General features: G+C 47.5%; 27 protein-coding genes and 4 tRNA genes. 24 read left to right on the plus strand and 7 right to left on the minus strand.

Translation table 11 applies throughout. From position 1 onward, the window contains the following. The first annotated feature begins 136 nt into the window (after window positions 1-136). The 8 genes from pyrF (at window position 137) to A7975_RS02010 (ending at window position 10708) form a co-directional block, all read left to right on the plus strand. Window positions 137-874: an orotidine-5'-phosphate decarboxylase gene (gene pyrF, locus A7975_RS01975; RefSeq protein WP_065383989.1), complete on the plus strand. Its 738-nt coding sequence runs from the start codon at window positions 137-139 to the stop codon at window positions 872-874. Then, complete coding sequence (pyrE, locus tag A7975_RS01980) at window positions 867-1514, plus strand: orotate phosphoribosyltransferase (protein WP_053375526.1); 648 nt, start codon at window positions 867-869, stop codon at window positions 1512-1514. Before pyrF ends, pyrE begins: the two co-directional genes overlap by 8 nt. A gap of 356 nt (window positions 1515-1870) precedes the next feature. Next, entirely contained in the window at window positions 1871-3421 is a 1551-nt protein-coding gene (locus tag A7975_RS01985) for a methyl-accepting chemotaxis protein (RefSeq protein WP_483295900.1), read from the plus strand. A gap of 176 nt (window positions 3422-3597) precedes the next feature. Further along, window positions 3598-4329 carry an ABC transporter ATP-binding protein gene (locus A7975_RS01990; RefSeq protein WP_082197934.1) on the plus strand — a complete coding sequence of 244 codons (732 nt, stop codon included), beginning with the start codon at window positions 3598-3600 and terminating at the stop codon, window positions 4327-4329. Then, a complete protein-coding gene (locus tag A7975_RS01995) occupies window positions 4295-5365 on the plus strand; it encodes an efflux RND transporter periplasmic adaptor subunit (protein ID WP_255314136.1) in 1071 nt (356 codons plus the stop codon). Before A7975_RS01990 ends, A7975_RS01995 begins: the two co-directional genes overlap by 35 nt. Window positions 5366-5368: 3 nt before the next feature. After that, the gene (locus tag A7975_RS02000) at window positions 5369-8290 is read left to right on the plus strand and encodes an ABC transporter permease (RefSeq protein WP_065383991.1); all 2922 of its coding nucleotides are present in this window, start codon (window positions 5369-5371) and stop codon (window positions 8288-8290) included. Between the two features lie 8 nt (window positions 8291-8298). Further along, window positions 8299-9189 carry an ABC transporter ATP-binding protein gene (locus A7975_RS02005; protein ID WP_053377752.1) on the plus strand — a complete coding sequence of 297 codons (891 nt, stop codon included), beginning with the start codon at window positions 8299-8301 and terminating at the stop codon, window positions 9187-9189. Window positions 9190-9193: 4 nt separating this feature from the next. Then, window positions 9194-10708: an ABC transporter substrate-binding protein gene (locus A7975_RS02010; RefSeq protein WP_065383992.1), complete on the plus strand. Its 1515-nt coding sequence runs from the start codon at window positions 9194-9196 to the stop codon at window positions 10706-10708. A 79-nt stretch (window positions 10709-10787) separates the two neighbouring features. Here A7975_RS02010 and A7975_RS02015 read toward each other — a convergent pair whose 3' ends face one another. Continuing rightward, entirely contained in the window at window positions 10788-11300 is a 513-nt protein-coding gene (locus A7975_RS02015) for a 2'-5' RNA ligase family protein (RefSeq protein WP_065383993.1), read from the minus strand. 473 nt (window positions 11301-11773) lie between these two features. Between A7975_RS02015 and A7975_RS02020 the strand changes: the two genes are divergently transcribed. The 3 genes from A7975_RS02020 (at window position 11774) to A7975_RS02030 (ending at window position 12071) form a co-directional block, all read left to right on the plus strand. Next, window positions 11774-11850: transfer RNA gene (locus tag A7975_RS02020), tRNA-Met, on the plus strand. Between the two features lie 37 nt (window positions 11851-11887). Beyond that, a tRNA-Ile gene (locus A7975_RS02025) sits at window positions 11888-11964 on the plus strand. 21 nt (window positions 11965-11985) lie between these two features. Beyond that, window positions 11986-12071: transfer RNA gene (locus tag A7975_RS02030), tRNA-Leu, on the plus strand. A gap of 176 nt (window positions 12072-12247) precedes the next feature. On the opposite strand, the gene A7975_RS02035 is transcribed toward A7975_RS02030, so the two are convergent. After that, on the minus strand, window positions 12248-12760 hold the full coding sequence (locus A7975_RS02035; protein ID WP_053375556.1) for a ribonuclease H family protein: 513 nt from the start codon (window positions 12758-12760) through the stop codon (window positions 12248-12250). A gap of 306 nt (window positions 12761-13066) precedes the next feature. On the opposite strand from A7975_RS02035, the gene A7975_RS02040 reads away from it, so the two are divergent. From A7975_RS02040 to A7975_RS02050, 3 genes are all read left to right on the plus strand, one after another. Next, window positions 13067-13462 (plus strand): RDD family protein, encoded by a 396-nt coding sequence (locus A7975_RS02040; RefSeq protein ID WP_053375557.1) that lies wholly within the window; start codon window positions 13067-13069, stop codon window positions 13460-13462. A gap of 138 nt (window positions 13463-13600) precedes the next feature. Further along, window positions 13601-14089, plus strand: coding sequence for a hypothetical protein (locus tag A7975_RS02045; protein ID WP_053375558.1), 489 nt, complete (start codon window positions 13601-13603; stop codon window positions 14087-14089). A gap of 36 nt (window positions 14090-14125) precedes the next feature. Continuing rightward, complete coding sequence (locus A7975_RS02050) at window positions 14126-14818, plus strand: uracil-DNA glycosylase (protein ID WP_065383994.1); 693 nt, start codon at window positions 14126-14128, stop codon at window positions 14816-14818. Between the two features lie 68 nt (window positions 14819-14886). On the opposite strand, the gene A7975_RS02055 is transcribed toward A7975_RS02050, so the two are convergent. Beyond that, a complete protein-coding gene (locus tag A7975_RS02055; protein ID WP_065383995.1) occupies window positions 14887-15834 on the minus strand; it encodes a protease complex subunit PrcB family protein in 948 nt (315 codons plus the stop codon). A gap of 313 nt (window positions 15835-16147) precedes the next feature. Here A7975_RS02055 and A7975_RS02060 point away from each other — a divergent pair, with 313 nt between their 5' ends. Together A7975_RS02060 and A7975_RS02065 are read left to right on the plus strand one after the other, a co-directional pair. After that, a complete protein-coding gene (locus A7975_RS02060; protein ID WP_065383996.1) occupies window positions 16148-16765 on the plus strand; it encodes a serine O-acetyltransferase in 618 nt (205 codons plus the stop codon). A 244-nt stretch (window positions 16766-17009) separates the two neighbouring features. Continuing rightward, window positions 17010-17663 (plus strand): hypothetical protein, encoded by a 654-nt coding sequence (locus tag A7975_RS02065; protein WP_065383997.1) that lies wholly within the window; start codon window positions 17010-17012, stop codon window positions 17661-17663. Between the two features lie 121 nt (window positions 17664-17784). Here the strand turns inward: A7975_RS02065 and A7975_RS02070 are convergent. Beyond that, a tRNA-Val gene (locus tag A7975_RS02070) sits at window positions 17785-17857 on the minus strand. Window positions 17858-18050: 193 nt separating this feature from the next. Here A7975_RS02070 and A7975_RS02075 point away from each other — a divergent pair. Continuing rightward, window positions 18051-18401, plus strand: a complete 351-nt coding sequence (locus A7975_RS02075) for a hypothetical protein (protein ID WP_065383998.1) — start codon at window positions 18051-18053, stop codon at window positions 18399-18401. Window positions 18402-18434: 33 nt separating this feature from the next. Here A7975_RS02075 and A7975_RS32755 read toward each other — a convergent pair whose 3' ends face one another. The 3 genes from A7975_RS32755 to A7975_RS02085 all read right to left on the minus strand — a co-directional run bounded on the left by A7975_RS32755 (window position 18435) and on the right by A7975_RS02085 (window position 19242). Continuing rightward, on the minus strand, window positions 18435-18605 hold the full coding sequence (locus A7975_RS32755) for an aspartyl-phosphate phosphatase Spo0E family protein (protein WP_082197935.1): 171 nt from the start codon (window positions 18603-18605) through the stop codon (window positions 18435-18437). Window positions 18606-18819: 214 nt separating this feature from the next. Further along, a complete protein-coding gene (locus A7975_RS02080; RefSeq protein ID WP_065383999.1) occupies window positions 18820-18993 on the minus strand; it encodes a YjfB family protein in 174 nt (57 codons plus the stop codon). 54 nt (window positions 18994-19047) lie between these two features. Beyond that, window positions 19048-19242, minus strand: a complete 195-nt coding sequence (locus tag A7975_RS02085; RefSeq protein WP_053375563.1) for a hypothetical protein — start codon at window positions 19240-19242, stop codon at window positions 19048-19050. Window positions 19243-19401: 159 nt separating this feature from the next. On the opposite strand from A7975_RS02085, the gene A7975_RS33945 reads away from it, so the two are divergent. From A7975_RS33945 to bioC, 7 genes are all read left to right on the plus strand, one after another. Further along, on the plus strand, window positions 19402-19569 hold the full coding sequence (locus A7975_RS33945) for a hypothetical protein (RefSeq protein ID WP_176707654.1): 168 nt from the start codon (window positions 19402-19404) through the stop codon (window positions 19567-19569). A 186-nt stretch (window positions 19570-19755) separates the two neighbouring features. Continuing rightward, complete coding sequence (gene bioA, locus A7975_RS02090; RefSeq protein ID WP_065384000.1) at window positions 19756-21117, plus strand: adenosylmethionine--8-amino-7-oxononanoate transaminase; 1362 nt, start codon at window positions 19756-19758, stop codon at window positions 21115-21117. Continuing rightward, window positions 21114-21830 (plus strand): dethiobiotin synthase, encoded by a 717-nt coding sequence (bioD, locus tag A7975_RS02095; RefSeq protein ID WP_065384001.1) that lies wholly within the window; start codon window positions 21114-21116, stop codon window positions 21828-21830. Before bioA ends, bioD begins: the two co-directional genes overlap by 4 nt. 20 nt (window positions 21831-21850) lie before the next feature. Continuing rightward, entirely contained in the window at window positions 21851-22849 is a 999-nt protein-coding gene (bioB, locus tag A7975_RS02100) for a biotin synthase BioB (protein ID WP_065384002.1), read from the plus strand. Next, window positions 22846-24024, plus strand: coding sequence for an 8-amino-7-oxononanoate synthase (bioF, locus tag A7975_RS02105; protein WP_065384003.1), 1179 nt, complete (start codon window positions 22846-22848; stop codon window positions 24022-24024). The genes bioB and bioF overlap by 4 nt, the downstream gene beginning before the upstream one ends. Then, window positions 24021-24812, plus strand: coding sequence for an alpha/beta fold hydrolase (locus tag A7975_RS02110; RefSeq protein WP_255314137.1), 792 nt, complete (start codon window positions 24021-24023; stop codon window positions 24810-24812). The genes bioF and A7975_RS02110 overlap by 4 nt, the downstream gene beginning before the upstream one ends. Then, window positions 24775-25623: a malonyl-ACP O-methyltransferase BioC gene (gene bioC / locus A7975_RS02115; RefSeq protein ID WP_065384004.1), complete on the plus strand. Its 849-nt coding sequence runs from the start codon at window positions 24775-24777 to the stop codon at window positions 25621-25623. Before A7975_RS02110 ends, bioC begins: the two co-directional genes overlap by 38 nt. The last annotated feature ends 60 nt before the right edge of the window (window positions 25624-25683 follow it).

A 25683-nucleotide genomic window follows, 5' to 3' on the forward strand; every position in this document is an offset into this window, starting at 1 on the left:
CACCGCAGCTTAAAAGTACGGCCAGCGTTCATTGCTTTGCTAACCTCCAAAGGGCCTTAAGCCCTGCGGAGGCAGCATCAAGCAAGGCGTATGGCCGTTTATTATGCAAATGTACAGAGAAATGGAGAGATTTCGAATGAAGTTGACAAACGAGCAAGCTGCAGGACGGATTATGGTAGCGCTGGATTATCCAGATGCAGCAGCGGCAGAGCGTTTAATTGCCGACCTGCAGGGCATTCCTTGTTATATAAAAGTGGGGATGCAGCTGTTTTATGCCGCAGGTCCTTCATTTGTGAATAGCTTGAAAGAGCGAGGCTACTACGTTTTTCTTGATGTCAAAATGCATGATATTCCGAATACGGTCAAAGGCGGGGCAAATAGCGTAACGAAGCTTGGCGTAGATATGTTCAACGTGCATGCTGCTGGCGGAAGCGCAATGCTTGAAGCGGCTTTAGAAGGGGTAGACCTTGCCCTAGCAGGCAGCGGACAGCAAAGGCCGACCGTTATCGCGGTTACCCATTTGACTAGCACGAGCCAGTCGACGCTTAACGAGCAAATCGGCATTGGCGGTACGGTGGAGTCGGCGGTTCTTCGCTATGCGGAGCTGACGAAGAAGGCAGGACTAGATGGCGTAGTCGCATCGCCTTCCGAGGTTGAAGCGATCAAAGCGGCATGCGGCGCAGCTTTCAAAACGATTACGCCGGGCATCCGTCCGGCAGGCGCAGCCGTGAACGATCAATCGCGCATTATGACGCCTAGCGAAGCACTTAGCCAAGGCACTGACTATCTGGTAATCGGCCGTCCGATTACAGCGGCACCAAGTCCAAGAGCAGCATTAGAATCCATTATTGAGGAGATGACTTCCTATGAGTAAATTAACTTTATCCGAATTGCCAACTCAAATTGCCAAAAGCTTGCTTGAAATTGAAGCCGTCGCGCTTCGTCCGAGCGATCCGTTCACTTGGACATCAGGCATTAAATCGCCGATCTATTGCGATAACCGGCTTACGATGACTTACCCGGAAATTCGGGACTTGATTGCAGAGGGGTTCGCGACGATCATACGCGAAAATTATCCTGATGCAGAGGTTATCGCGGGAACTTCGACAGCCGGTATTCCTCATGCTGCATGGGTCGCGCAAAAGCTTAACCTGCCAATGGCATATATTCGTGACAAAGCGAAAGGCCATGGCAAGCAAAACCAAATCGAAGGTCGCGTTAACCCTGGACAGAAGGTTGTGGTCATCGAGGATTTGATCTCGACAGGCGGCAGCTCGCTGAAAGCTGGACTTGCTGTGCGTGAAGCCGGCGCGGAAGTGCTTGCCGTGCTAGCGATTTTCACCTATGAGTTCGATTCTGCGGTACAATCGTTTGCCGATGAGAAAATGCCGCTTGCAACGTTGTCTAACTACAGCGCTTTGATCCAAACGGCTGTACAACTCGGTAAAGTAGCTTCCGAAGATGTGGCTGCCTTGCAGGCTTGGAGACAGGATCCGCAATCGTTCGGTAAATAAATAGGAATAAGAGTCATTGAAGGGCGTGCTCGCAATTATGTGAGCACGCTTTTTTTGTGATAATAATCGGGAATTCGACAAAATTTTTTAAATATTGATCCTGATGATCTCTTATTAATTATTCAGTTTCCCGATAAATAATAATAGAACTATTTTTATGAATTGAGGGGCGGGTTTTTATGAAATTATCTGTAAGATTCAGGTTGGCGTTGTTAGCGATTGTTCCACTACTCTTCTATGTAGGCACCAGTCTTTATTTGCTTGGGGAGCAGAGGTCCGTATTTGATGAAATGAAGGAACAAATTTATGGAACAACCAATAAAGTAGATACGTTAATATTGAATGCAGATCGAGATATGTACCAAGCTTACCAAGCCTATCTGAGAGTGGAATCAGGCAGCTTGGATCAAGCTGCGGCGGATGAAGCCCGAAAGGAATTGGCGGAAAATCTAAAACAGGTGGACGAGCGGGTAGCTGAAGCGCAAGCGATCGTATTCGCGAAAGGACTGCAAAAATTAACAGCAAGCGAGTCGAAGCGCGATATCAATCAAACGTTGATCGAATTCAGAGCTAATTTTAATTTTTGGTCCGCAGCAGCCCTAAAAGCAGTGGACGACGGCAACAACAAATTCCAAAACAGCCAGATTGATAAAAGCTTCGTTACGAGCCGCTCTGGCATTGATGAGATCGGGCAAGCCATTGATATCTATGCGGAATCAACTATCGCACACATAACGTCTCAATTGGATAAAACTCAGCTGTACATATTGATTGGCATTATTGCGGTTACGCTTGGATTATCGATTGCCGTCTTCATTACGATCCGTCACATTATGAAAACGATCAAAAGCGTCGTGTACAAGACGGAGAGGGTAGCAGAAGGGGATTTGACTGTTCTTCCTGACCAGAAATACAGCAAGGACGAGCTAGGCAGCATTTCGAAATCGGTTGATCACATGATTGATGCGATGAAGCGGCTCATTACCGGCATTGCCGTCCATGCTTCTGATGTTACGAAATCAGCTTCCCAGCTTACTGTGGCATCCAAAGAATCGGCAGCAGCGACTGAGCATGTCGCACTGAACATTCAAGAAGTAGCTAGCGGCTCCGAGGTTCAGGCGAGAGGCGCGGAGGAAACATCCAGAGCGATTGAGGAAATGACGATCGGCATTCAACGAATTGCTGAAAATACAGCTTCTATTGCCGATAAATCGACGTCCACGTCGCAGCAAGCTGACCTTGGCCATGAAGCGCTGCTGCGCTTGGTTGCTCAAATGGATGAAATGACCGTTGTCATCAGCAAGCTGTCGGAGACGATCGGCACGCTGGAGCACCGCTCCAAGGAAATTGGCGCCATTGCCGAGAATATTACAAGCTTCTCCAACCAAACGAATATATTGTCGCTTAATGCGTCGATTGAAGCCGCTCGCGCCGGCGAGCATGGCAGAGGTTTTGCGGTCGTGGCAGGAGAGATCCGCAAGCTTGCCGCGGGCTCCCTTGCATCGGCTGACGGCATTCATCAGCTCGTAGACGTGACTCAGAAAGAGATTGCGGGAGCCTCCGATTATATGTCGCAAACGATTGAAGAGATGAAGCTAGGCAGCGAGCGCGTTAAGGAAGTTCGTCAAAATCTGGATATCATCTTGAATTCCATCAATGAGATGAGCGAGCAGATTCATGAGAATTCCTCGATCACTCAGCAAATGTCCGCCAGCTCCGAAGAGGTCAGCGCTTCGATGGAACAAACGGCTGCGACTGCTGCCGTCAACCTGGAGAAGACGGAGAGCGTTGCCGCGGCAACGGAGGAGCAGCTTGCGCTAATGGACAACATTTCAGCCTCCGCTGGTCATTTGGATGAAATCGTACAAGAGCTGGACCTTGCCATTTCACATTTTAAAGTGCAGTAATGCGCTGCAAAAAGCTGCAAATAGCGTGATGCGGAAGCATTCGCTAAAAGCAGCTTTTTTACTTTGTAAACTTTTTAAAATATGTTTCTTTTTGGCGTAACTTTTTGAGCATGTCCTTCGTCTATCATGTAAGATTAGAATTATGAAAGTTGGTTGAGGAGGGATCGGAAGCGCTAATGGCTATTCCGCAGGAAGAAGAACAAACAACAGAAGCGCAGATTGAACCCGCTGTTGAAAGTCGCAGTCTACTTACCGTAACCGATGTAGAGCGTACGTTTCAAGTTGGAGGTTCTCCTCTGCATGTATTGAAGGGCATTCGAATGGAGCTCAAGGAGCGCCAGTTAGTTATGCTTAGGGGCAGATCGGGTTCAGGCAAGACGACGCTGCTGAATTGCTTAGGCGGGCTGGATACGCCGAGCAAGGGTGAGATTTTGTTTAATGGTTTGCCGTTTCACAGCATGAGCGATGATCAACGCACGTTAGTCAGGCGCAAGCACATGGGCTTTATCTTTCAAGCTTTTGCACTCATGCCTCTTTTATCTGCACGGGAGAACGTGGAGCTTTCGCTTCGCATGGCTGGCGTTCCGCGTGCAGAGTGGAAGGATAGAGTTACCCAGTGCCTCGAGCTTGTTGGACTCGAGCGGAGGATGAACCATCGTCCCTTCGAGCTCTCAGGCGGCGAGCAGCAGCGTGTGGCTATCGCTAAAGCAATCGCTCACAAGCCGATGCTGCTTTTAGCCGATGAGCCTACTGCAGAGCTTGATACAGGTATGTCAGCTCAAATTATGGCCGTTTTCCAAAATATTATTCGCACTGAACAAGTTACAATTTGTATGACTACACATGATCCTACGATTTTGGAGGTTGCCGACCGTGTCTATGAAATGGTGGACGGAAAGTTTATTTAAGCGTTCAATGGTTGTTGTTATGAGTGTTTCCTTATTATTTGCAAGCGGGTGCTCCTTGCTTCCGGCAGAAGAAGAGGAAGAGGTATTGCCTGAAATCGCACCGCCGCAAATATCCAAGAAGCCGGAGTACGAGGTGACGACTGCCACGCTTGAGACGAAGGTGCAAGTAATCGGAAAGTTGATTTCCTTGGAAGAGGAAACTTTGTTTTTCACACTAGACGGCAAGCATTTGAAGGGCGTCTATGTGAAAGCAGGAGAAGCGGTTAAGGCCGGCCAAGTGATCGGTGAGCTGGACGTCGATGACTTGGTCAAAACGCTTCGCATGGAGAAGCTCGCTTTTAAGAAAGAAGAAATAGCAATGAAAGAAACGCTACGTCTGCGCGATGAGATGGATCCGATTGAGTTCGAGGAGAAGTCGATCGCATTCGAAGAGCGCAAGCAGAAGCTTGTTGACATGGAAGAGGAAATTGCAAAGGCGAGCTTGAAGGCGCCATTTAGCGGTACGGTCGTTACGCTCAATGTAGCGAAAGGCGACCTGATCAAAGCTTATGCTCCGATTGCGATTGTAGCGGACACGAGCAAAATTACAGCAGCTGCAAAGCTATCGAAAACAGAGCTTGAAAAAATCGCTGTCGGGCTTGAAGTATCGGCTAACATTAGCAACGTGGGTACTTTTAAAGGCAAGGTAAAACAGCTACCGATCAAAGTAGATGAGAACAATAATGGCGGCAACGGCGGCAATCCTGGCGTGACGAAGCCGGAGCGCCCTGAAGACTTCCTCATCGTCGACCTTAAGGATTTGCCAAAAAACTTAAACAGAGGTACGCCGCTATCCATTAACATCATTACGAAGCGCACAGAAAACGCCATCGTTATTCCTCCTTCTACGCTTCGTTCCATTGGATCCCGTACTTACGTGCAAGTTATTGATGCTGACGGCAAGCGTGAGGTGGATGTAGAGGTCGGCCAACAGACCGCGACGCAGATCGAAATCCTGCAAGGTTTGAAGCCGGGGCAGAAAGTTGTAGGTCGATAGCCGATGGGTATTCCGCTGTTTCGTTTTTTGTTCCGCAAAATGTGGAACACGCGCTGGCTAACCTTAAGCACGCTGGCGGGGCTGACCTTAGCGGTTGCTTTTGCGACCAGTATACCGATGTACGCGGATGGCGCGCTCAAGAGAGTCGTAGCTGAATCGCTGCAGCAGAAGAGTTCCGGATTACCGGCTGGCTCCCTGCTCATGAGGTATCAATCACCCGCTGGCGGGAAAACGGATTTATCGGCGCTGTCGGAGCTTGAGAACTATATCAAGGATGGAGTGCCGAAGGAGATCGGCTTTCCGTTTCAAACATACGTTAACAACTATTCCATTCGCAGCACAGAGGTTGTGCCTGAGGATCCTTCAAAGGTAGATGCTGGGCGCAATCGCCAGCTGACGATTATGACCATGTCCGGGCTTGAGGCAAATACGGAGCTTACGCAGGGCAGATGGTTCGTGAACACTGAAGGGGATGGAGAGATACTCGAAGCGGTTATGTTCGAGGAAGCGATGTATCGCAATGATGTACATATCGGTGATATTTTTGAATATCCGGTATTCGGCGGGCTAGACCTTACGTTACGGGTCAAAATCGTCGGAGCGGTTAAGCCGCTTAGCGATACGAGTTCATACTGGTATCAAGGAATGGAAAGCTTGCTGAATACGTTGCAAATTAGCAATCCGGCGTTCGAGAAGTACCTGCTTGCTAAGAAAGGCATTCCGCTTCATAACGCCAGCTGGTATTATGCTTTCAATTTATCGGAGATTCAAACGAGCCAATTATCGCCGCTTGGCAGGACGCTTGAGCGCCTCAACATTGAGTTGTATCAGCGCCTCAAGGATACGCGAGTAGAAATATCCTTTGCGTCCACGCTTACGGAATTTAAGAAGCAGAGCCTGCAGCTGCAAACGCTGCTGTTCACGCTTGCCGCACCAATGCTGGCAATGGTATTTTTCTTTATTGCAATGAATGCCCGCCAGTCGCTCGATAAACAGCGCAGCGACATAGCCGTGCTTCGAAGCAGGGGAGCGGGAACGCGGCAAATTATTTGGATTTATTTGCTCGAGGGATTGTTGCTTGGCGGCATAGCGCTTGCGAGCGGCCCCTTTATCGGCTGGTTCATGGCGAAGAGCATAGGATCGGCCAATGGCTTCCTCTCTTTCGTCAATCGAAAGTCGATTCCGGTGGGCTTCTCTACGGAAGCGATAATCGCAGGCGGCGCAGCAGTGCTGCTTGCTCTTCTTGCGACTATTATTCCAGCAATCATGTATGCAAGGTCATCCATAGTCAGCTACAAGCAGGATCTTGCCCGTTCAGACCGCAAGCCGGCATGGCAGCGATGGTACCTTGATGTGTTATTGCTAGCTGCTGCCGGTTATGGCTGGTATATGTTCAATGAACGGCAAATGCTGACGTTCAAGACGGGCATGACGACAGATCAATTAAATGTACAACCGTTTTTATTCTTTGTACCGGCTCTATCCATTTTCGCACTAGGTTTATTTTTCTTGCGGCTGTTCCCATGGCTATTGAAGCTCTTCACATGGCTCGGACGCAAGTTTTTACCGGTGCCGCTTTATTTGACGCTTACTCAGCTTTCTCGCTCGTCAAAGGGCTATTACCCGCTTATGATTTTGCTTGTACTAACGCTTGGGCTTGGCGTATATAACGCGTCGGCTGCTCGAACGATCGATTTGAACTCGACGGAACGGACGCTTTATAAATACGGCGCCGACGTTACCATTCAAACGGTGTGGGAAGGCTCTCCGGAGATTACGACGAAGCCGGGCAATAATGGCGGAGGCAATGGAGGAAACGGCGGAGGTTCAGGCGGAGGCGGCGGAAATGGCGGTGGCGGAAACGGTGGTGCCGGAGGCGGCGGAAATGGCGGTTCTGGTGGCGGCGGTCAAACCGTGCCAACAAAGGTTTTGTTCAGCGAACCGCCCTTCGAGCTGTTCCGTTCCCTTGACGGGGTAGAAGCGGCAGCGCGCGTACTGCAAGCGAAGGGGAGCGTCGTCATCTCAGGCAAATCAATCGGCCAAGGCACGATAATGGGGATCGACAACGTCGATTTTGCCAAGGTAGGCTGGTTCCGCAACGATTTGTATGCCGCTCATCCCAATGTTTATTTAAACAATTTGGGATTGTATGAGCAGGCTGCGCTTATTCCATCGAAGGTAGCAGAGAAGTATCAGCTTAAGCTAGGGGACCCGGTATCGGTTGGATTCCCGGAGGGCAAGGTTGATTTCGTGGTGGTCGGCATTTTGCCTTACTGGCCTAGCCAGTACCCGGATAAATCGCCATTTATCATTACGAATTTGGATTATATTTATGATCAGCTTCCGCTTATCCCTTATGAAGTTTGGCTGAAGATGAAACCGGACGCGAAGGTTGCGCCGATCGTCCAAGAGCTTCAAAAGGCAGGCATAGAGATCGCTTCTATTAATGATGTTAGAAGCGAGCTGATCATACAATCGAAGCTTCCAACCAGAGGCGGGGTTTTCGGCATACTGAGCTTGGGTTTCCTGGTTTCAGTCATCATTACGCTTGCTGGTTACGTACTCTTTTGGTTCTTTAATCTATCGGGGCGTGTCGTTCAATTTGGCGTATTGCGCGCTATGGGGTTATCCCGCAAGCAGCTCACAGGAATGCTGCTGCTTGAGCAGCTGTTCACAGCTGGCCTAGCCATAGGCTTGGGTGTTCTAATCGGGAAAGCGGTTAGCTTGCTCTTCCTGCCGTTCCTGCAAACGACGGAAAATGTGGCCGAAACGGTGCCGCCATTCAGGGTCATTTTCGAATCGAGCGATACGAATCAATTGTTCATCGTAGTCGGATTTATGATGCTGATCGGCGCATTGCTCCTCTTCCTGCATATTCGCAGGCTCAGAGTGCATCAAGCGGTTAAGATGGGAGAAGAACGATGACAACAGCGATGATCGATTGCGAAGGTCTGGTGAAAATTTACAAAACAGACGATCTAGAGGTCGTCGCCTTGCAAGGCTTGAATTTGAAAGTTAACGAAGGCGAGCTTATGGCTATCATCGGCAACAGCGGCAGCGGCAAATCGACGCTGCTGAACACGCTGGGCGGTCTTGACCGCCCTTCTGCCGGGCAGGTGCACGTAGGCCCATGGGATTTGCTTAAGATTACGGAAGAGGATCTCGTGAAGTATAAGCGGGAAACAGTAGGTTTTATTTGGCAAAATAATGCCCGGAACCTGCTGCCTTACCTCTCCGCGCTTGAAAACGTAGAAATGCCGATGATGTTATCGGGGAAAGTTGATCGGCCTTATGCGAAGCAGCTGCTTGAATGGGTCGGCTTGAAGGAGCGCATGCATAACAAGCTCCATCAGCTATCAGGCGGGGAGCAGCAAAGGGTTGCCATCGCGATCTCGCTGTCGAACCGTCCAAGGCTTCTGCTCGCTGATGAACCTACCGGTTCCGTCGATACGGCAACCTCAGATTTAATTATGGGTATTTTCCGCAGGCTGAACCGCGAGATCGGCATTACGATCGTGATCGTTACGCATGACTTGACGCTTGCTGGCAAGGTAGACCGCGTCGTAGCCATTCGCGACGGGTTAACGAGCACGGAGTTTATTAAACGAAATCCGAACATCAATCTTGATGGTGGTGAGGCAGAGCTTCCAGCTGCTGCAAGTGGACTTCAATCTGTCCATGAAGCCTATGTCGTTGTAGATCGAGTTGGACGGTTACAAGTGCCGAAGGAGTATTTATCCGCCTTAAACATTAAAGACAAAGCAACTATGGAATTTGACGGTGAGCGGATTATTATTACGCCGCCTAAATCATTGGGGGGTTAATCAAATGAACAAACAACGGTTATCAGGCATGCGGATTCGAAAATTTACTTTGGTAAGCCTAACGCTTGCCTTGCTTATTGGCTTGCTTGCCGCATGCAGCGGCGGCTCTAATGAGTCGGCAGAGAAGCGGGTATTGCGGATTGGCGTACTTTACGGCGGATCGGATAACGAGCCTTATTTCCGCCAGCAGTACACGGATATGTATGAGATGTCGCATCCTAACATCACGTTTGAAATCGTAGGCGCAATCAACTATGATGATCAACGTTTTGAGCAGCAAGATCAATCCAAGCCTGCGGCGCAGCCTGATCCTTACGAGAAGATGAAGGAAATGCTGAGCGGCACAAATCCGGTAGACGTGGTCGTACTTGACTACAATATGCTTCGCAGATTGACGCAGGATAACCTGCTTCAGCCGCTGGATCCGCTTGTTACGCAAGACAAATTCGATTTGAGCGATTATGTCCCAACCGTTATTGACGGAATTAAAGCGGCAGGCGACGGCAACCTTTACGCGTTAACGCCTACGTTCAACTCTTCTGCACTTTATTATAATAAAAAGATGTTCACTGAGGCAGGTGTTACTCCGCCAACAGACAAGATGCAATGGGCAGACATTCTTAACCTTGCGCGTCAAGTAGCCAAAGGCGAGGGAGAAGACCGCAAATTTGGATTCTCGTTTAACCGCTGGCCGTCAGATGGCTTTAACGACACACAAGTTTACAGCCAAGCGCTGCAATTGAAAATGTGGGATGACAAAGCTGAAAAAATGCTTGTTAACAGCGACCAATGGGAAGGCGTGTGGAATACGGTAGCATCGCTTTACCAAGAACAGGTTGTTCCGACACAGGAATTCATTAACAAGATGTACGAGAAGCAAAGCGCTGAAGGCGGAAATGACCCTTTCTATGGCGATTTGTTCATCAAAGGCAAAGTTGCGATGACAATCGGTGACTACGGCTACATTAACGAACTCAAAAAAGCAGCGGACAACGCTTCTAAAATCAAAGACTTTGAGCCTGTTGATTGGGATGTCGTAACCGTTCCTGTACACCCTAATGATCCTGATGTAGGCGGAAGCATCTCGCTTAGCCAACTGATGGGGATTAACAGCAAAGCCCAAAATGATAAAGACGCTTGGGACTTTATTAAATTTTCAAACAGCAAAGAATGGGCGAAGCTGAAGTCGAGAAGCCTTTATGAGATGGTTGCACGCAAAGAGTTTTTGACGCCAATCGGCGGCTTGCAATACAACATGAATGCTTTCACTACGCTTAAGCCGCTGCCGCCGACTAGCTCGGATGCTGATCAAATTTATCGTACAAAACCAGGCGTTTGGGAAGCGCAACAGCCTGGCTACGAACTGTTCCAAGAAGTAATCAAGAAGACGAAGACAGCAAAAGAAGCACTTGCTGAGTGGGAAACTCGAGGAAATGCTGTGCTCGAAAAAATCAAAAACAATCCGACCGGAGAAGCTACCGGTGGCGGCCCTTCTATTGAAGTGATGCCGAGAGGATAATTTTTTAATACCGTAAAAAGCCCGCAACCGACCTGAGCGTCGTTTGCGGGCTTTTTCTTATCCAGATGGATATTTAAGTCTATCCTCTTAACAGAAACGATTGATAAGCGGTCCAGGAGCCGTTATCGGTCTGGTATAACAAGTGAACGCGGTCGATTTTGGAGGCGAGGTCGATCGACTGCATGCGAAGGTTGCCATAAAGATCGTGAAGCTCATCAGCGGAGAGCTCTTGCCCGATCGTGACATGCGGCGTATAAACGTACTTTCCTTCGTTCGTTATCAATGGACCGCTGCATACTTGCTCTTGGAGCTTCAGCATGGCATCTGTGTCTTGAAGCGCTAGATAGAGAACATGATTAACGGGATAGAAGGTAGACACCCGGTTCAAATGGATAGAGAATGCGGGCAGCTTTGAAGTGACCTGCTCTAAATGAGCAACAGCAAGCTGCAGCTGCTCTTCCGTCCATTCCTCTGCGTCTCTAACCGTTAGATGAGCAGGGATTGCTGCGTAATGCGGATCATGGCGTCTGCGCCAGCTATTAGCGATATCTTGCACATGTTTCTCCGGGAAAACGACTATTCCATATAACATGGCTATCAGCTCCTTCATAATGACCTAATTTGAGTATACCCGATTTGATCGAAATATAAGAAGCCCTCGGGAAGGATTAAGTGATCCATGCTTGTATTATCCGAATTTATGGGTATTCTAATGGCTACAACCTTTGTTGTTGTGGCAAATACGCTGCCAAATACGCTGCTTATCCTATAAAAACAGTGGGGGGATTCGCATGAGATGGGTGTACTGGGTTCGCCTATACGAAACGAAGTTTCAAGCTGGTTGCCTAGTTAGAAGAATGGAAAATGATTGGTGGGTTTACGGCTATGAATGCCCGAGTGAGGTAGAAGTTTTTAGATCCCGCAAAGGGCGGTTTGGCGTTAGATTTATTCCTTAAAAAAAGAAATAAAAATAAATTAGAATATTTTGCTTGACTTAAAACATCCCCATATAGTATATTATTTTATGTCGCCATTTCAAGAAGCTTTGCTCAAATGGATATACGTCGCGGGGTGGAGCAGCCCGGTAGCTCGTCGGGCTCATAACCCGAAGGCCGCAGGTTCAAATCCTGCCCCCGCAACCAACCTTTCGATTATTACGTTGAAATATACGTTTTTCGAGGGCCCTTAGCTCAGTTGGTTAGAGCGGTCGGCTCATAACCGATTGGTCGGGGGTTCGAGTCCCTCAGGGCCCACCATTAGCAAAACCTTCTCATTATGCCGGGGTGGCGGAACTGGCAGACGCACAGGACTTAAAATCCTGCGGTGGGTGACCACCGTACGGGTTCGATTCCCGTCCTCGGCATACCTCGAAAGCATTGAGCTTTCACGAACTACATAAGCTTCAAAATAATGAAAAAGCTCTTTCTCTACACTTGCCACAAACAAGCGTTGGGAAAGAGTTTTTTCTTTGTGTGCATTTCGAAGCTATTACGTTTTAATTTAAATGTTTCATATAAATTTTGTTTTCCGAATTTCTTTTTAATTAGCAGCTTCCCTTGCCGCATTATGCGCTAGCCTATGAAGGGGATTATTCTGTTTGTGCTTACTCATGTACTTTATTTCCACTCGAACTTCCGGAAACATCGTTTTTAAGTGATGCATAGAAGCAAGCACTTCAGATCTTGCCTTTTCATAATGCGGATTTAAAAAGGCGTTTCTAGATAAAAAATGCTCGATTCGGCTGCAATCCGTAAATATGAAAGCATGTTTCGGTTGATGTTCGGTTAATGCCCTTGTAAGTATTTCAAGGCTGTACAGGATAGCGAGCAACTCTCCGTAATCTGAGCCCTCATCTTGTACGAGATACAGTTTCCGGGCAGTGACCTGTATGGTTCTGTTATGGACAAAGCAGCATCCCACGCCAAAACCATTTTTTGATACGAAGCCTGAGTAATCGCAATATAGGCAGATCATGCCTTTGTTAAGTATATTTTGTCTTAGACTGGGAGTTGCATAGGCTTTATTGATTAAGATATGGTTGGTAGAAGCCACGTGTTTACGAATCTCCTTTTAATGAAGTATTGAATTGGTTTGTAATAATGGTTGATATCTATACCGGCAGTAAACTATATTTTTAATATAGACGAAAAATAGATGGTTTAATCGGGAAGCGGGAGATCGTATCACAGCTTGGCGCTATGCTTGCTTGTGGGAGTACTTGCCAAAGCCCCATTTTTAATTAACTGGCATACTTCGGATTGCTTACCGCATACACCTTACATGATGAGTGAAATACTCATAGGCGTTCCGACCGTTTATTGATGCCAATAAAAAAGCTTGTTTGGAGGGATTTCGAACATGAATGCAGGATTTTGGGTTCGATTTGGGGCTGGATTGCTGGATAGCATTATCGTTGGTATTCCATTATTTATTATTTCCTTGCTGATTACCGGCGGGCTTGAGGGAAGAGAGTATTTTACCGATGTGATTTCATTTCTTTACACCGTACTCGTTCCTGTTTTTTGGAGTGGTTACACGATTGGAAAAAGAATTTGCGGCATTCAAATTCGAAAGCTGGACGGTTCGCCTCCGGGGCTCGGAACGATGCTTTTGCGGCATGTTGTTGGCGGGCTCGTATACGGAATAACTTTGGGCATTGCGGCTATCGTCAGCGCCTTTATGGTTGGTATGCGGGAGGATAAGCGTGCGATTCATGATTTTATTGCGGGGACGGAAGTTGTGCATACCCATTAAAAATAGCGAGAGTGGCTGGCTGCGAATAATCGCAGTTGGCTTTTTTTTATTGCAAAGTTTTTGCTTTCTCTATTTTGAATGAAGTAAACTAGAAGCTGTAACGTTATACTTGAGCAAATAGGGGAAGTAGGCGGATTAATGAATCAGCAAAACAATGAGGAGTCTTCACTTAAGCAGAGCTCGCGCCGTTTATATGCGGAGGTGTTCTCGTTAAAGGATACTTTATATCATGATCTACTCGAGCGGTTCAAGGGCGATCATTTTTTGACCGAACATAAAGAGCAGTGGAAAACGGGCATTATGGCTGCCGCGATCTCGACTGCGCTTTTTAGCTCAGCATTGACGGGAAGCAAGGAGTTTCCTTACGTGTATTCCTATCTGAAAATAAAGCTCAAAGCGTATCATCCAGAAGGGGAAGCGGCAATCGAGAGCTGCATGGGCGTTATTTCGAACCTGTTAAATGGGGCTGAATACAACGCGGAAGCTTTTTCGGAAGGACTCGCGTTATGGCTTTATTTTAGCATGAGGGGCAAGGAAACGTTTATTGAAGAAGAAACGGTGCCCTATATGCTGGCTGGCCAATATATTAATCAATATTATTATAATTGGTTTGATAAGCAAGGATAAATATAGTTTTCATTCATCTCAGAGGGAGGCGCAGATGTGACGATTTTGCCTAATAACGATTGGTCACAGCGGTTAGAGGAAGAGCTTAATGCTCCGTATATGGCGGAACTGCTTGATCTTCTTGATCATAAATATGAGACGATGACGGTATACCCGGAGAAACAAAATATATTTAATGCACTAAATTATACATCATATGAGCAGACGAAGGTGGTCGTTTTGGGACAGGATCCTTATCATGGCCCTCAGCAGGCGCAGGGGCTTAGCTTCTCCGTGCAGCCCGGCATGAAGGTGCCTCCATCACTCAAAAACATTTACAAAGAGCTGGAGGCGGATGTAGGCGCTCCAATTCCTGACCATGGCAGCTTAGTCTCTTGGGCACAGCAAGGGGTGCTGCTCCTCAATACGGTGCTTACGGTGGAGGAGGGCAAGCCGAATTCGCATCAGGGGCTTGGGTGGGAGCGGTTCACCGATTCGATCATTGCCGTGATGAACGAAAGGGACAAGCCGGTCGTCTTTATGCTGTGGGGCAAGCACGCGGAGACGAAGGCGGAACGTATTGATCGAGAGAAGCATCATATCATCTCCTCGCCTCATCCTAGCCCGTTTGCAGCCCGCAAAGGATTCTTTGGAAGCAAACCTTTCTCGCGGGCAAATGCGTTTTTAGAGACGATTGGGAGCGATCCTATCGACTGGACGATACCGATGTTATCAGAGTTAAAAATATAATTTAAAAAAAGGCTTCTCCCATGACCGAGCGATTGCTCATATCATAGGAGAAGCCTTTTTCCGTCATATTACTCGGCGATGATGCCTGTCGATGACTCGCTTGAAGAAGCGGACTGCGGAAGTACCGGTTTAAGCTTGGCATCCACATAAGTAGATACTTGAACATCGGTTACGACCTGCGGATACATTTTATCCGGATCAGGCAGAATCGTTTCCACATAAATAACCGCTTTGTCTCCTTCGAAGCCAATGGAAGCGATCCGGATGCTGTAGCCCGGATGTGGTACCTGCGTGCTGACCGTTACTTTGTTGATCTCGGAGTTTACGGCAGCTACAGTAAGCTTAAGGTTCAGTGTTGGTTGCTCAGGCAAATTAGGAATAGGAGCCGTCTCCTTTACGAATTTGATGCCATCATGGAGCCAGCCTGCGGCATCGCTGCGAGTGATCGCTTTTTTAGGATAAAACTTGTTCGAGCCGTCCAGCGTGACGATTTTGCTAATTAGCAGTTTTTGAATGCTGTTCATGTAATCCTTGTTGACGTCAGCTTCATCCTTAAGCATCATGTAAATTTCGATATAAGCATAATCGCCTTTTTTCGAAATTGCCTTGAACAAGTGATGGGCGAACTGCTCGCGAGTCATGATATCATTAGCTTTGACCGTTTTTGGAATTTCAAGCCCATTAAGGTTAGCAATGATAAAAGCTTTCGAATACCATGCATTGTCTTTCAGGTTAGTGAAGTAGTCGCTTGCTTTAGGTTCTTTAATGAAGCGGATATTATCAATGTTAAGCTCGAATCCTTTTACAAGTAAAGAAACACCTTCTGCATAAGTGAGCTTGCCTTTCGGATTAAACTTATCCGCTTTATTGCTGCTTAGTATGCCTTGTTTTTTAAGCTCGTTAATTTTCTGCTCATTTACATCATTTTTAACGTCCTTAAATGCCCAGACGGTTTGTCCGAGCGTGAAGAGCATCATTGCAACCAGTGTCAATATTATAATCGGTCGTTTTCTCATACGGTCACCTCTTCTATTATTTGCTGCAGCACTTATTTAACGAAGGGAAAAGGCAATTTGTTGCAAACCGCTACAGATTTATTGCAGAATGTGTTATCGCTGTCCCTAAGTTGAAGAACGTTCTTACCTATAGAATGGCCAAATGGATAAAAAAACCTTCATGGCTTGTTAGATAGTTATAAAGCACGCTTGAAGGGGAATTTTCTATATTTACAGAAAAACGCTTGAAAAAGAAGATGTTTTCCTTTAAAGTTCTTTATTGAGAACGTCGAACCGTTCAAAAAAGACTCCGCTGGAAGGTTGTGCATTGTAAATGAGATTTAAAGAGTTAAAGCTGTTTTGGTTTTCCGACTTGTACCGTTATGAAGAATCCGAAAAGGTAAGTATGAAAAAAGTATTTTACCGTCAATTTATGCTCCCTGGCTTTCACTATATGTTCTGGTTTCGCTTATGCAGGTATCTCCGTTTAAAAAGCAAGGTCTGGTATCCTTTTTACGCATTCAGTATGGTTATGCTGCAAAGGTATAAATATAAGTACGGCATTTCGATCTCGCCTGCCACGGATATTGGCAAAGGTTTTTATATCGGCCACTATGGCGGCATAGTCATTAGCAGCAAAGCTAAGATTGGGGACAATTGCGTAATCATGCAAGGCGTGACTATTGGTGCTAGCAATAGAGGGAAGTCAAAGGGCGTGCCGACAATAGGCAACAATGTTTATATGGGAGCCGGAGCGAAAATCATTGGAGCCATTACGGTCGGAGATCATGCGGCAATTGGCGCAAATGCGGTTGTGACTAGGGATGTGCCGAATAACGGCGTAGTTTCGGGCATACCAGCCGAGGTTGTATCGATGCAAGGATCAGAAGGGTATATAAGCTTTCCTTTTCCGGTGAACAAATACAAGCAAATGCTAGGGTTTACGGATTAAACTCGATATTTTGACAACGATCGTTTCATGGAAAAAGGAAAAACCCGAAATCCCTTATCATATAAAGGATATCGGGTTTTTATGCTTATGATCGCAAGAGGTTCGAGCCTGCTGCTCCATAGCTACTCCTATTCTGAAACCGGGAGATTCCGTCGAAGCAAAGAGATATGTAAAAATAACTGTCCGTTTTTGGCGTAATTTGGTAGAATACTTATAAATTATATTTTGGAAGAGGTCAATCGAAATGCGTTCATTAAGAAACTTCCTAGCACTAATCTGTTTTATTGGTTCTCTTGCATTCTTTATAATAATCGTACTTACTTTCGTCGAACCTAGTTTAGAAGGAAGAGGTTTGGCAGTAGTTTTGACTGTATTTTGCTTCGTCCTCGGACTTTTTCTGAGCACTAGATCCAAGCGCGGAGCTGCTTACGAAAGGGATCGGCTGCTCAGGGGGATTCTTGGTACATCCACCGTACATCATCTTGAAGGCCTTAGGATTGCAGAAAAAACAAGATGTGCCGTAACGATCTACGCAGATAGATTGACCGTGGAAGGAGGAGGCATTACATTCAATCTGACAACATCGCAAATTACGGCTGTGGAGATCAAAACAGACGTGGAGATAGCAAATGTTGTGCAAAGTTTGCGAACTAGAATACCTTACGGAACGGTTGATAGACTTGAACTCGGTCCTTTAGGCATTGTCATCGGCACTCAAGTCATCAACAGAGAGAGGCGAACAAATAAGTTTTATTTCATTATTAATTATAAAAATTCTTCCGGGGAAATTGCGGCATTGTTATTTCAGGATGACATAACACCACATATGACTAGGGATCTGGTTAAGAAGTTGAAACCGATAGTAAGGGTGAACGCACCTACAATTGTGCAATTATAAATGCTTTATTCCAACATCTTCGATTAGAAGGTGTTTTTTATTTGGCTGCTCGATATTGCCGTAAAACAGGAAAAAACCCGCAATCCCTTATGATACAAAGGATTACGGGTTCTTATTTGTATGATCTGAACAGGGTTCGAACCTGTGACCCCTACCCTGTCAAGATAGTGCTCTCCCAGCTGAGCTACCAGATCGTATTAGCGACAATTAATAATATAGCAGGATAAGGAAATGAAGTCAACACTTTTTTGGGGATTTTGTAAAGAACAGCTTCCCCGTCAGATTGCAGTGCCGATGTCGAGCGGGTTATAATGCTTTACGTGGTACAAGCGCTACATATGCTAGTGGATATCAATCATGATACATAGACAGGAGATGGCAACAAACATGTTTAATAACGACATTCACAATCAATTTGCGGAAGCAATCAAATCATTAATTGGCAAACCGGGTATCGTGCACTTGCAAAATGATGTAGATTTCAAAATAATCGTACATCAATTTACAGCATTCGAAGTGTCGGAGCATTATGATGACGAGAGAGATCCGATGATTTTTAAAGTTTCCTTTTTAAATGAGCATGGCAGGGAAGATGCGATTGAAATTTGGGATAGCGCGATTGTCGATCTTGACTTTACAGTACCGGAAGTAACGGAAGAATGGGTGACTCCTGGGCTGCAGTTCACGTTTGCCATCCTTAAGGATGAGAGCAACGCGATTGAATTTTATGCAAGATAAAACACGATCTTCTATACATGCGAGATCACTTGATTAACGTTCTGACCTAGCCAAGCAGCTTGAATATTCATTGAGGAGATAATCGAGCTCTTGGCTGATTTTGACAACAGCCTGATCGGTAAAGTTGTTGCATGCGTCAAACATAAGGACCATTTCGGCGCGAACTTCTTCAATTTTCTGCTGATAGAAAAAGTGGTTCATCATAACCCCTCCAACTTTTCATTCGTTAAGATTAGAATAAACGAAGGTTGTTAGAATTTTTCGAACAAAGAAATTAGGAAATTGTTAGTTTTTTGAACAATTTTGTAAAAGTCACCCTTCGTATTTGATTAACTACACCAACAAGGATATTCTGAAACATTTTCAAAATTGAGAGATGAAAAACCCCCTAAGGAATAATTGCCTTTGGGGGACATGTTTAAACGCGAAGATCAATGCTTTGCCCTAAATGAGGCTGTGCGCTTTGAAGCATTTGCACGAGGTTCTGTCCTTGCTGAGTAGCCTGATCCTTGGCTATTGACATGACACGGATACTCGTTGCAAGCGCAAGGCTGTTCTGGTGCATCGTAATTGATGCAGCTGCAATATCCATATAACACCTCCTACTTGAATTATCGGCAAGAAGGAGGAACTATTTTACATCTAATTAAGATTCATGCGGAATATCGCATTTATTTCTGATGAAATGGATTTGGTTTCTAAGCCGATTGATATGCTGCTGTTCTTCCTCGGTTTGTCCACTTTGAGCGCCTAGCTCTAACTGCTCCAATTCCTGCAGCAAGCTCGGCAGATCATGAGACGCGTTCGAACAATTATAGCTGCTGTCTACATTTTCAAGCATCGTTTTTCCTCCAATCAGTTAGGTTAGGCCAAAGAATGGTTATCCCATGTCCGTCCGTTAGTATGAGCCTTTTTTCGTTGGATATGCATATTGGAAACGTATACTAAAGCTAACCAGCCACGCATACCTATAAAGAAAGCGCTCAGGAGGCGGTTTCTGTTGGCTGCAGAGTATGCCTATTTAGCCATTTGGCTATTGGGGATGTTTGGAATTATCGGTATTGTAGTTGGTGCTGTGGCTAATTTCGCCATCAATGATTCATTATCGCATGATGAACAATTTGTGTGGCGGAGGAAACTTCCGGCAGGGGCATTCAAAAGAAAATAAAAACGGAAATCCGGCGTTCGCTTAAGGAAGCGAGTTCGTCGGATTTTTTTGTGTTTTTGTGCGGCAACCGGATTGATTTCTCTTTACAGGCATTTCTTGGTCTGCTAGAATGGCTAAATCTAATTGTTAACCTAAAATAATTTATTTTGGTTAACATATAGAAATCTTATCGGATGGTGATCGTTTATGACACCGGGTTATGAATGGCTTGCCGCGATGAATAAGGCGCATCTCTGGCATCCCTTTACTCAAATGAAAGATTACAATGACTCTGATCCGCTCATCATCGAACGCGGGGAAGGTGTCCGGTTATACGATGTTCAGGGGCGTCCTTATTATGACGGCTTCTCATCGGTATGGCTTAATGTCCACGGGCATAATGTGCCGCAGCTGAATCAAGCGATAACCGACCAGCTAGGAAGAGTTGCCCATACGACTTTGCTTGGAATGGCAAATGTACCGGCAATCGAGCTTGCTGAGAAGCTGGCACGGATCGCACCGAAAGGCTTAAATAAAGTATTTTACTCCGATTCCGGAGCGACTGGGGTCGAGATTGCGGTCAAAATGGCTTTTCAATACTGGAATAATCTAGGGGAAAAGAGGAAATCGACGTTTGTCACCATGAATCAAGCGTACCATGGGGATACGATTGGCGCGGTCAGCGTAGGTGCTATTCCGCTCTATCATGACGTGTTTCGCCCAATGCTTTTTCCGACGCATGTCATTCCATATCCGTATGCGTATCGCCATGAAGGCGGTGCAACGGAAGCGAAGAAGGCTACGTTAACCGCATTGCAGCAGCTGCTTGAGACCAAGGCGGATGAGATCGCTGCTCTTATCGTGGAGCCGATTGTTCAGGGAGCGGGGGGAATCATCGTCATGCCGCCTGGATGTTTGCGCGAGATGGCTGATCTGTGCCGCAAACATGGCGTTCTGCTCATCGCGGACGAGGTGGCAACCGGTTTTGGAAGGACAGGCGCCATGTTCGCTTGTGAGCTCGAAGACGTCTCGCCCGATTTGATGGTCATCGGTAAAGGGCTAACGGGCGGGTATTTGCCTGTGGCGGCGACGCTTGCGACAGATGAGGTGTACGGCGCGTTTTATGCGGATTACAAGGAGCAGAAAACATTTTTCCACGGGCATTCGTTCACGGGCAACCCGCTTGGCTGCGCGGTCGCTTTGGCCAGCTTGAAGCTTTTTGAAGAGAACAGCATCGTGAAGGGAGTAAGCGCAAAAGCGGCATTTGTGGAGCAGCAGCTCGCCTCGCTTAAAAACAGGCCGCATGTTGGCGATATCCGTCAGCAGGGGCTGATGATCGGAATTGAGCTTGTGCGCGATAAAGCTTCACGTGAACCCTACGACTGGGCAGATCGCATTGGCGTTCGAATAAGTCAAAGGGCGAGAGAGCTTGGAATGCTGACGAGGCCGCTAGGCAATGTCATCGTGTTTATTCCCCCTCTTGTGAGCACGGAAGCCGAACTTGCTGCAATGACGGAAATTTTGGCGAAGTCCATCGTTGACGTTACCGAAAACGGCTTGATTCGATGAAGCTGATACGAGGATGTTTTGTAACGGGAACAGACACAGGCGTTGGGAAAACAATCGTTACAGCGGCTCTTGCTGCTGCGCTTCGCGCACAAGGGTTAAAGATTGGCGTTTGGAAGCCGGTGCAGTCCGGTGCCGTGCTTGGCAGCGGCGATACTGATGCGGAAATTTTGCTCCGATGCACGGGAATGGAAGAGCACGCCGAGGCGGTGGCGCCATTCTCATTCGAGGCTCCGCTAACCCCACTGCTTGCAGCCAAGGAGGCGGGACTGGATTTAACGCTGCACGAGCTAATTGTTGCAGGCGCTCCGCTGGTTGAACGTTATGACTCCTTACTCATAGAGGGGGCAGGAGGAGCTGCGGTTCCGCTGACGGAAACGGCGCTTGTAGCGGACTTGATTTCGGAGCTGCGCGTACCGGTCTTAATCGTCGCCCGTTCGGGTCTAGGAACGATTAATCACACTTTGCTTACGGTATCATTCCTGCGCGAACGCAAGGTTCCGATCATCGGCATTATTTTAAATGACGGAAGCTCGGCCGAGATTCATGACGACCCAAGCGTTGCAAGGAATGCAGAGCTAATCGAACGATATAGCGGCATAAAGGTACTCGGCCGGTTTCCATGCTTGCAAGACGATACGGATACAAAGTTATTGGTCAACACGGCTTTGGAAGAGCTTCAACTCACACCAATCATACAAGCGTTGACGAGTTAACATAGAGAGGACGAAGGAAAATGAACATGTTTGCTGCTGTTCCGGCATGGGATGCGTTTGCCAAAAAGGCGCTTGATGGCGAGCGTTTAACCGTTGAAGAGGGGCTTGCGGTACTAGAGTCGAACGATGATGAGCTGCTTCCCCTTATGCAAGCGGCTTTTAGAGTGAGGAAACATTATTACGGCAAAAAAGTGAAGTTAAACATGATCATCAATGCCAAAAGCGGTCTTTGTCCCGAGGACTGCGGCTATTGCTCTCAATCCATCGTATCGACGGCGCCTGTTCCAAAATATACGCTGCTGGAAAAGGATACGCTGCTTGCAGGAGCACGCGAGGCGATGGCGCGCAAAGCCGGAACCTATTGCATTGTTGCGGCTGGTAGAGGTCCGACGGAAAGAGAGCTTGCGCAAGTCGTGGATGCGGTAAAAGAGATTCGTGCCACGATGCCGCTCAAAATATGCGCATGCCTCGGCATTTTGAAGGATGGTCAAGCTAAACGATTAGCCGAGGCTGGCGTCGATCGCTACAACCATAACTTGAATACGAGCAAAGCCAACTATCCGTCCATTACGACAACCCATACATACGACCAGCGCATCGAGACCGTTGAGAAGGTGAAAATGCACGGCATGTCCCCTTGCTCCGGTGTCATTATCGGAATGGGTGAAACGAATCAAGAAATGATAGAAATGGCTTATGCGCTGCGCGAGCTGGATGCGGATTCGATACCGATAAACTTCCTGAATGCAATCCCGGGAACTCCGCTTGAGCATGCAGGCCGGATTCCGGCAATGAAGGCGCTAAAGGTATTGGCATTGTTCCGATTCATTTGTCCCGCCAAAGAGATCCGCGTCGCAGGCGGCCGCGAAGTCAACCTCCGTTCGCTGCAGCCCTTATCGCTGTATGCCGCAAATTCACTGTTTGTTGGCGATTATTTAACGACAGCAGGCCAAGCGATTACGGCTGATCATCAAATCATTGAAGATATGGGCTTTGAGATTGAGTTAAACGCACGATGAAGTGGATAGAAGAAGAGCTTTCATCATTGGCTGACTTATCGCTTTTGCGAACCTTGCGGGAGAGTGCTCCCGTTCCAAACCGTCCAAGCTATACGATGCGTAATGGACATGTGCTTCTAAATCTCGCCTCCAACGACTACCTTGGGCTTGCACAGCATCCGGTCATTATTGAATCGATGCGCGAAAAGCTGCTTATCGACGGTGCGGGCTCCGGCGCTTCACGTCTAGTGACCGGCAACGGTGAACAGTATGCAAGACTTGAAGAAGCGCTGGCAGCTTGGCAAAATAGCGAGGCGTCGCTTGTTTTTGCTAACGGCTACATGGCTAATTCAAGTGTGATCAGCGCGCTCGTCGGACGGGGCGATGTCGTTTTTAGCGATCAACTCAATCACGCGAGCATCGTAGACGGCGTTGTACTGAGCCGAGCGGAGCATGCAAGATACCGGCATAACGATATGGAGCATTTGAAGGTTTTGCTTCGCAAGCACCGTAATAAGCGGCGGAAGCTGATTGTTACGGATGCCGTTTTCTCCATGGATGGTGACCATGCGCATTTGCGGGAGCTCGTTTCCCTTAAAAACGAGTTCGGCGCGATGCTGATGGTGGACGAAGCGCACAGCGGCGGAATGTTTGGAAGCTGCGGCGAAGGTTTATGCCACGAGCTAGGCCTGCAAAATGAGGTGGATGTGCATATGGGAACATTCAGCAAGGCATTTGGCGTTTACGGCGCTTATGTATGCGGGAGCCGAAACTTAATTCGCTGGCTAATCAATAAGGCAAGAGCGCTGATCTACTCTACAGCGCTGCCCCCATCTCTTATCGCTGGAATATTAACAGCATTAACCTTCGTGCAAACCGAGCATTGGCGGAGGAAACGTCTCCGTTCATCAAGCTGGCTGTTCCGCTCCTCGCTTAGCGAAGCCGGCTTTCATATCGCCGACGGTGACACGCCAATTATCCCGTTAATCGTTGGAGACAACGCTGCTGCGCTTCGTTTCAGTGCGTTGCTCGAACAGGAGGGGATTGCTGCGGTAGCGATCCGCCCGCCTTCGGTTCCGAGCGGAACCGCACGCATTCGCTTCTCTTTATCTGCAGCGCATACGGAGCAGGAGCTGATTGAAGCCACCCGGTGTATTCGTCGCATAGGTTACCAACTGGGGGTGCTTCGCGCATGACCGTTATAGCTAAACATCCGGGGCTTCATTCTTGCTTGTGTGCAGTAAGCACAAGCATGAAACCATGTACGATCTTATGGCTAACAGGATGGAGCTTTCCGAATGTTATATTCAACCGGCTTCATGCATGTTTAACGGAATTTCATCATATTTCGGTGGATTACAGCAGGGCAGGCACGCCGGAAGAGATGATGAGGCTGATTGATGAAGGGGTGGCGAATGCCAGAGGACCGCTTCTAATTGCAGGCTGGTCACTCGGCGCATTGCTGGCTCTTAAATTTGCTTCAATTGCAGATGGTCTTTTGCTGTTTGCGGCAACTGCAAAGTTCACGCGTTCCAAGGAAGAGGCGGACCGCGGCTGGTCAGATGCTTATTTGAGGGAGATGATCAGAAGCTTAAAGCATGACCGACATGAGGCGGAAACAAAATTTCGGCAGTTATTGTTTGCGGAGGAGGAAGGGGCAGCAGGCATGCCTGGCTTTCTTCCGCCAATCGGCAGTTGGACAACCCCTGCGCTAATCGCTGGCCTTCAAATTTTACGACATGAGGATTGCTTAACCCTCCTGCCGGAAATATCATGCCCGGTTCTTCTTTTTCATGGCACAGAGGATAAGGTTTGTCCCGTTGGCGCTGCGGAAGAGCTGGTATCGCTTTTGCCAGATGCAGAACTGATCACATTAACGGGACGCGGCCATGCGCCGTTTATAGAATCGGAAGCGGGTATAGCCGAACAATTAAGGAGTTGGTGGCATGAACAGCAGAAAACAAATGATCAGCCGTCAATTTAACCGCAGTGCAGCCGGTTCTTATGATAGGCATGCGAACGTGCAGCGTACAATGGCGGATCAACTTTCACAATCGCTCCTTCATGAATTTAGCCCCAAAGCAGACGCTGCGTTAAACATTCTTGAAATTGGCTGCGGTACGGGGGCATTAACCGAGAGGCTGGCGAACGATTGGCCTGACGCCATCATTACTGCGCTGGACCTTGCACCTGAGATGATCAATGCGGCTAAGCACCGTATTGGCACCGTATGTAAGGGGTCCAATATACGATTTTTGTCCGCTGATATTGAAGAATGGGCTCCAATTGCAGCTTCGGGCTCATTTGATTTCATCGTCGCTAACGCTTGTTTTCAATGGCTGAGCCATCCGGTAGATACGCTGTTTCATCTAAGGCGATTGCTGCGATCCGAAGGCGAAGGCATGCTTGCGTTTGCCACCTTCGGGCCGGATACGTTTCATGAGCTGCATGAATCATTTAAAGCGGTTTATCTCGCGAGCGGGAAGGTGCCGCAGCGTCATGGCCTGTCTTTCAATTCCACATCAGAGTGGAATTACTTGCTCGAGCAAGCCGGATTCACGAGTGTCCAAGTTGCCAGATCGATTCAAACGGAGGTTTTTGTTTCCCCGAGCGAATTTCTCCATGCTGTAAAAGCGGTTGGAGCCAGCACCTCAGAAGCTGCTGTTACGCCCGGCATCAGCTCAAGAAGCTTGATCACCGGCATGTATAAGGAGTATAAAAATAAGTTCAGCATACCCGCAGGAATCGGCGTCACGTACGAGCTTTTATTCATTCAAGCACTTGCTGCTCGATAAAATCGGGCATCTCTGCATATTAAAGCCGTCTATGAGGCATTATAAGGGTTGTTGTACATT

It is taken from the genome of Bacillus sp. FJAT-26390, assembly GCF_001682865.1.
GTDB lineage: Bacteria > Bacillota > Bacilli > Paenibacillales > Paenibacillaceae > Pristimantibacillus.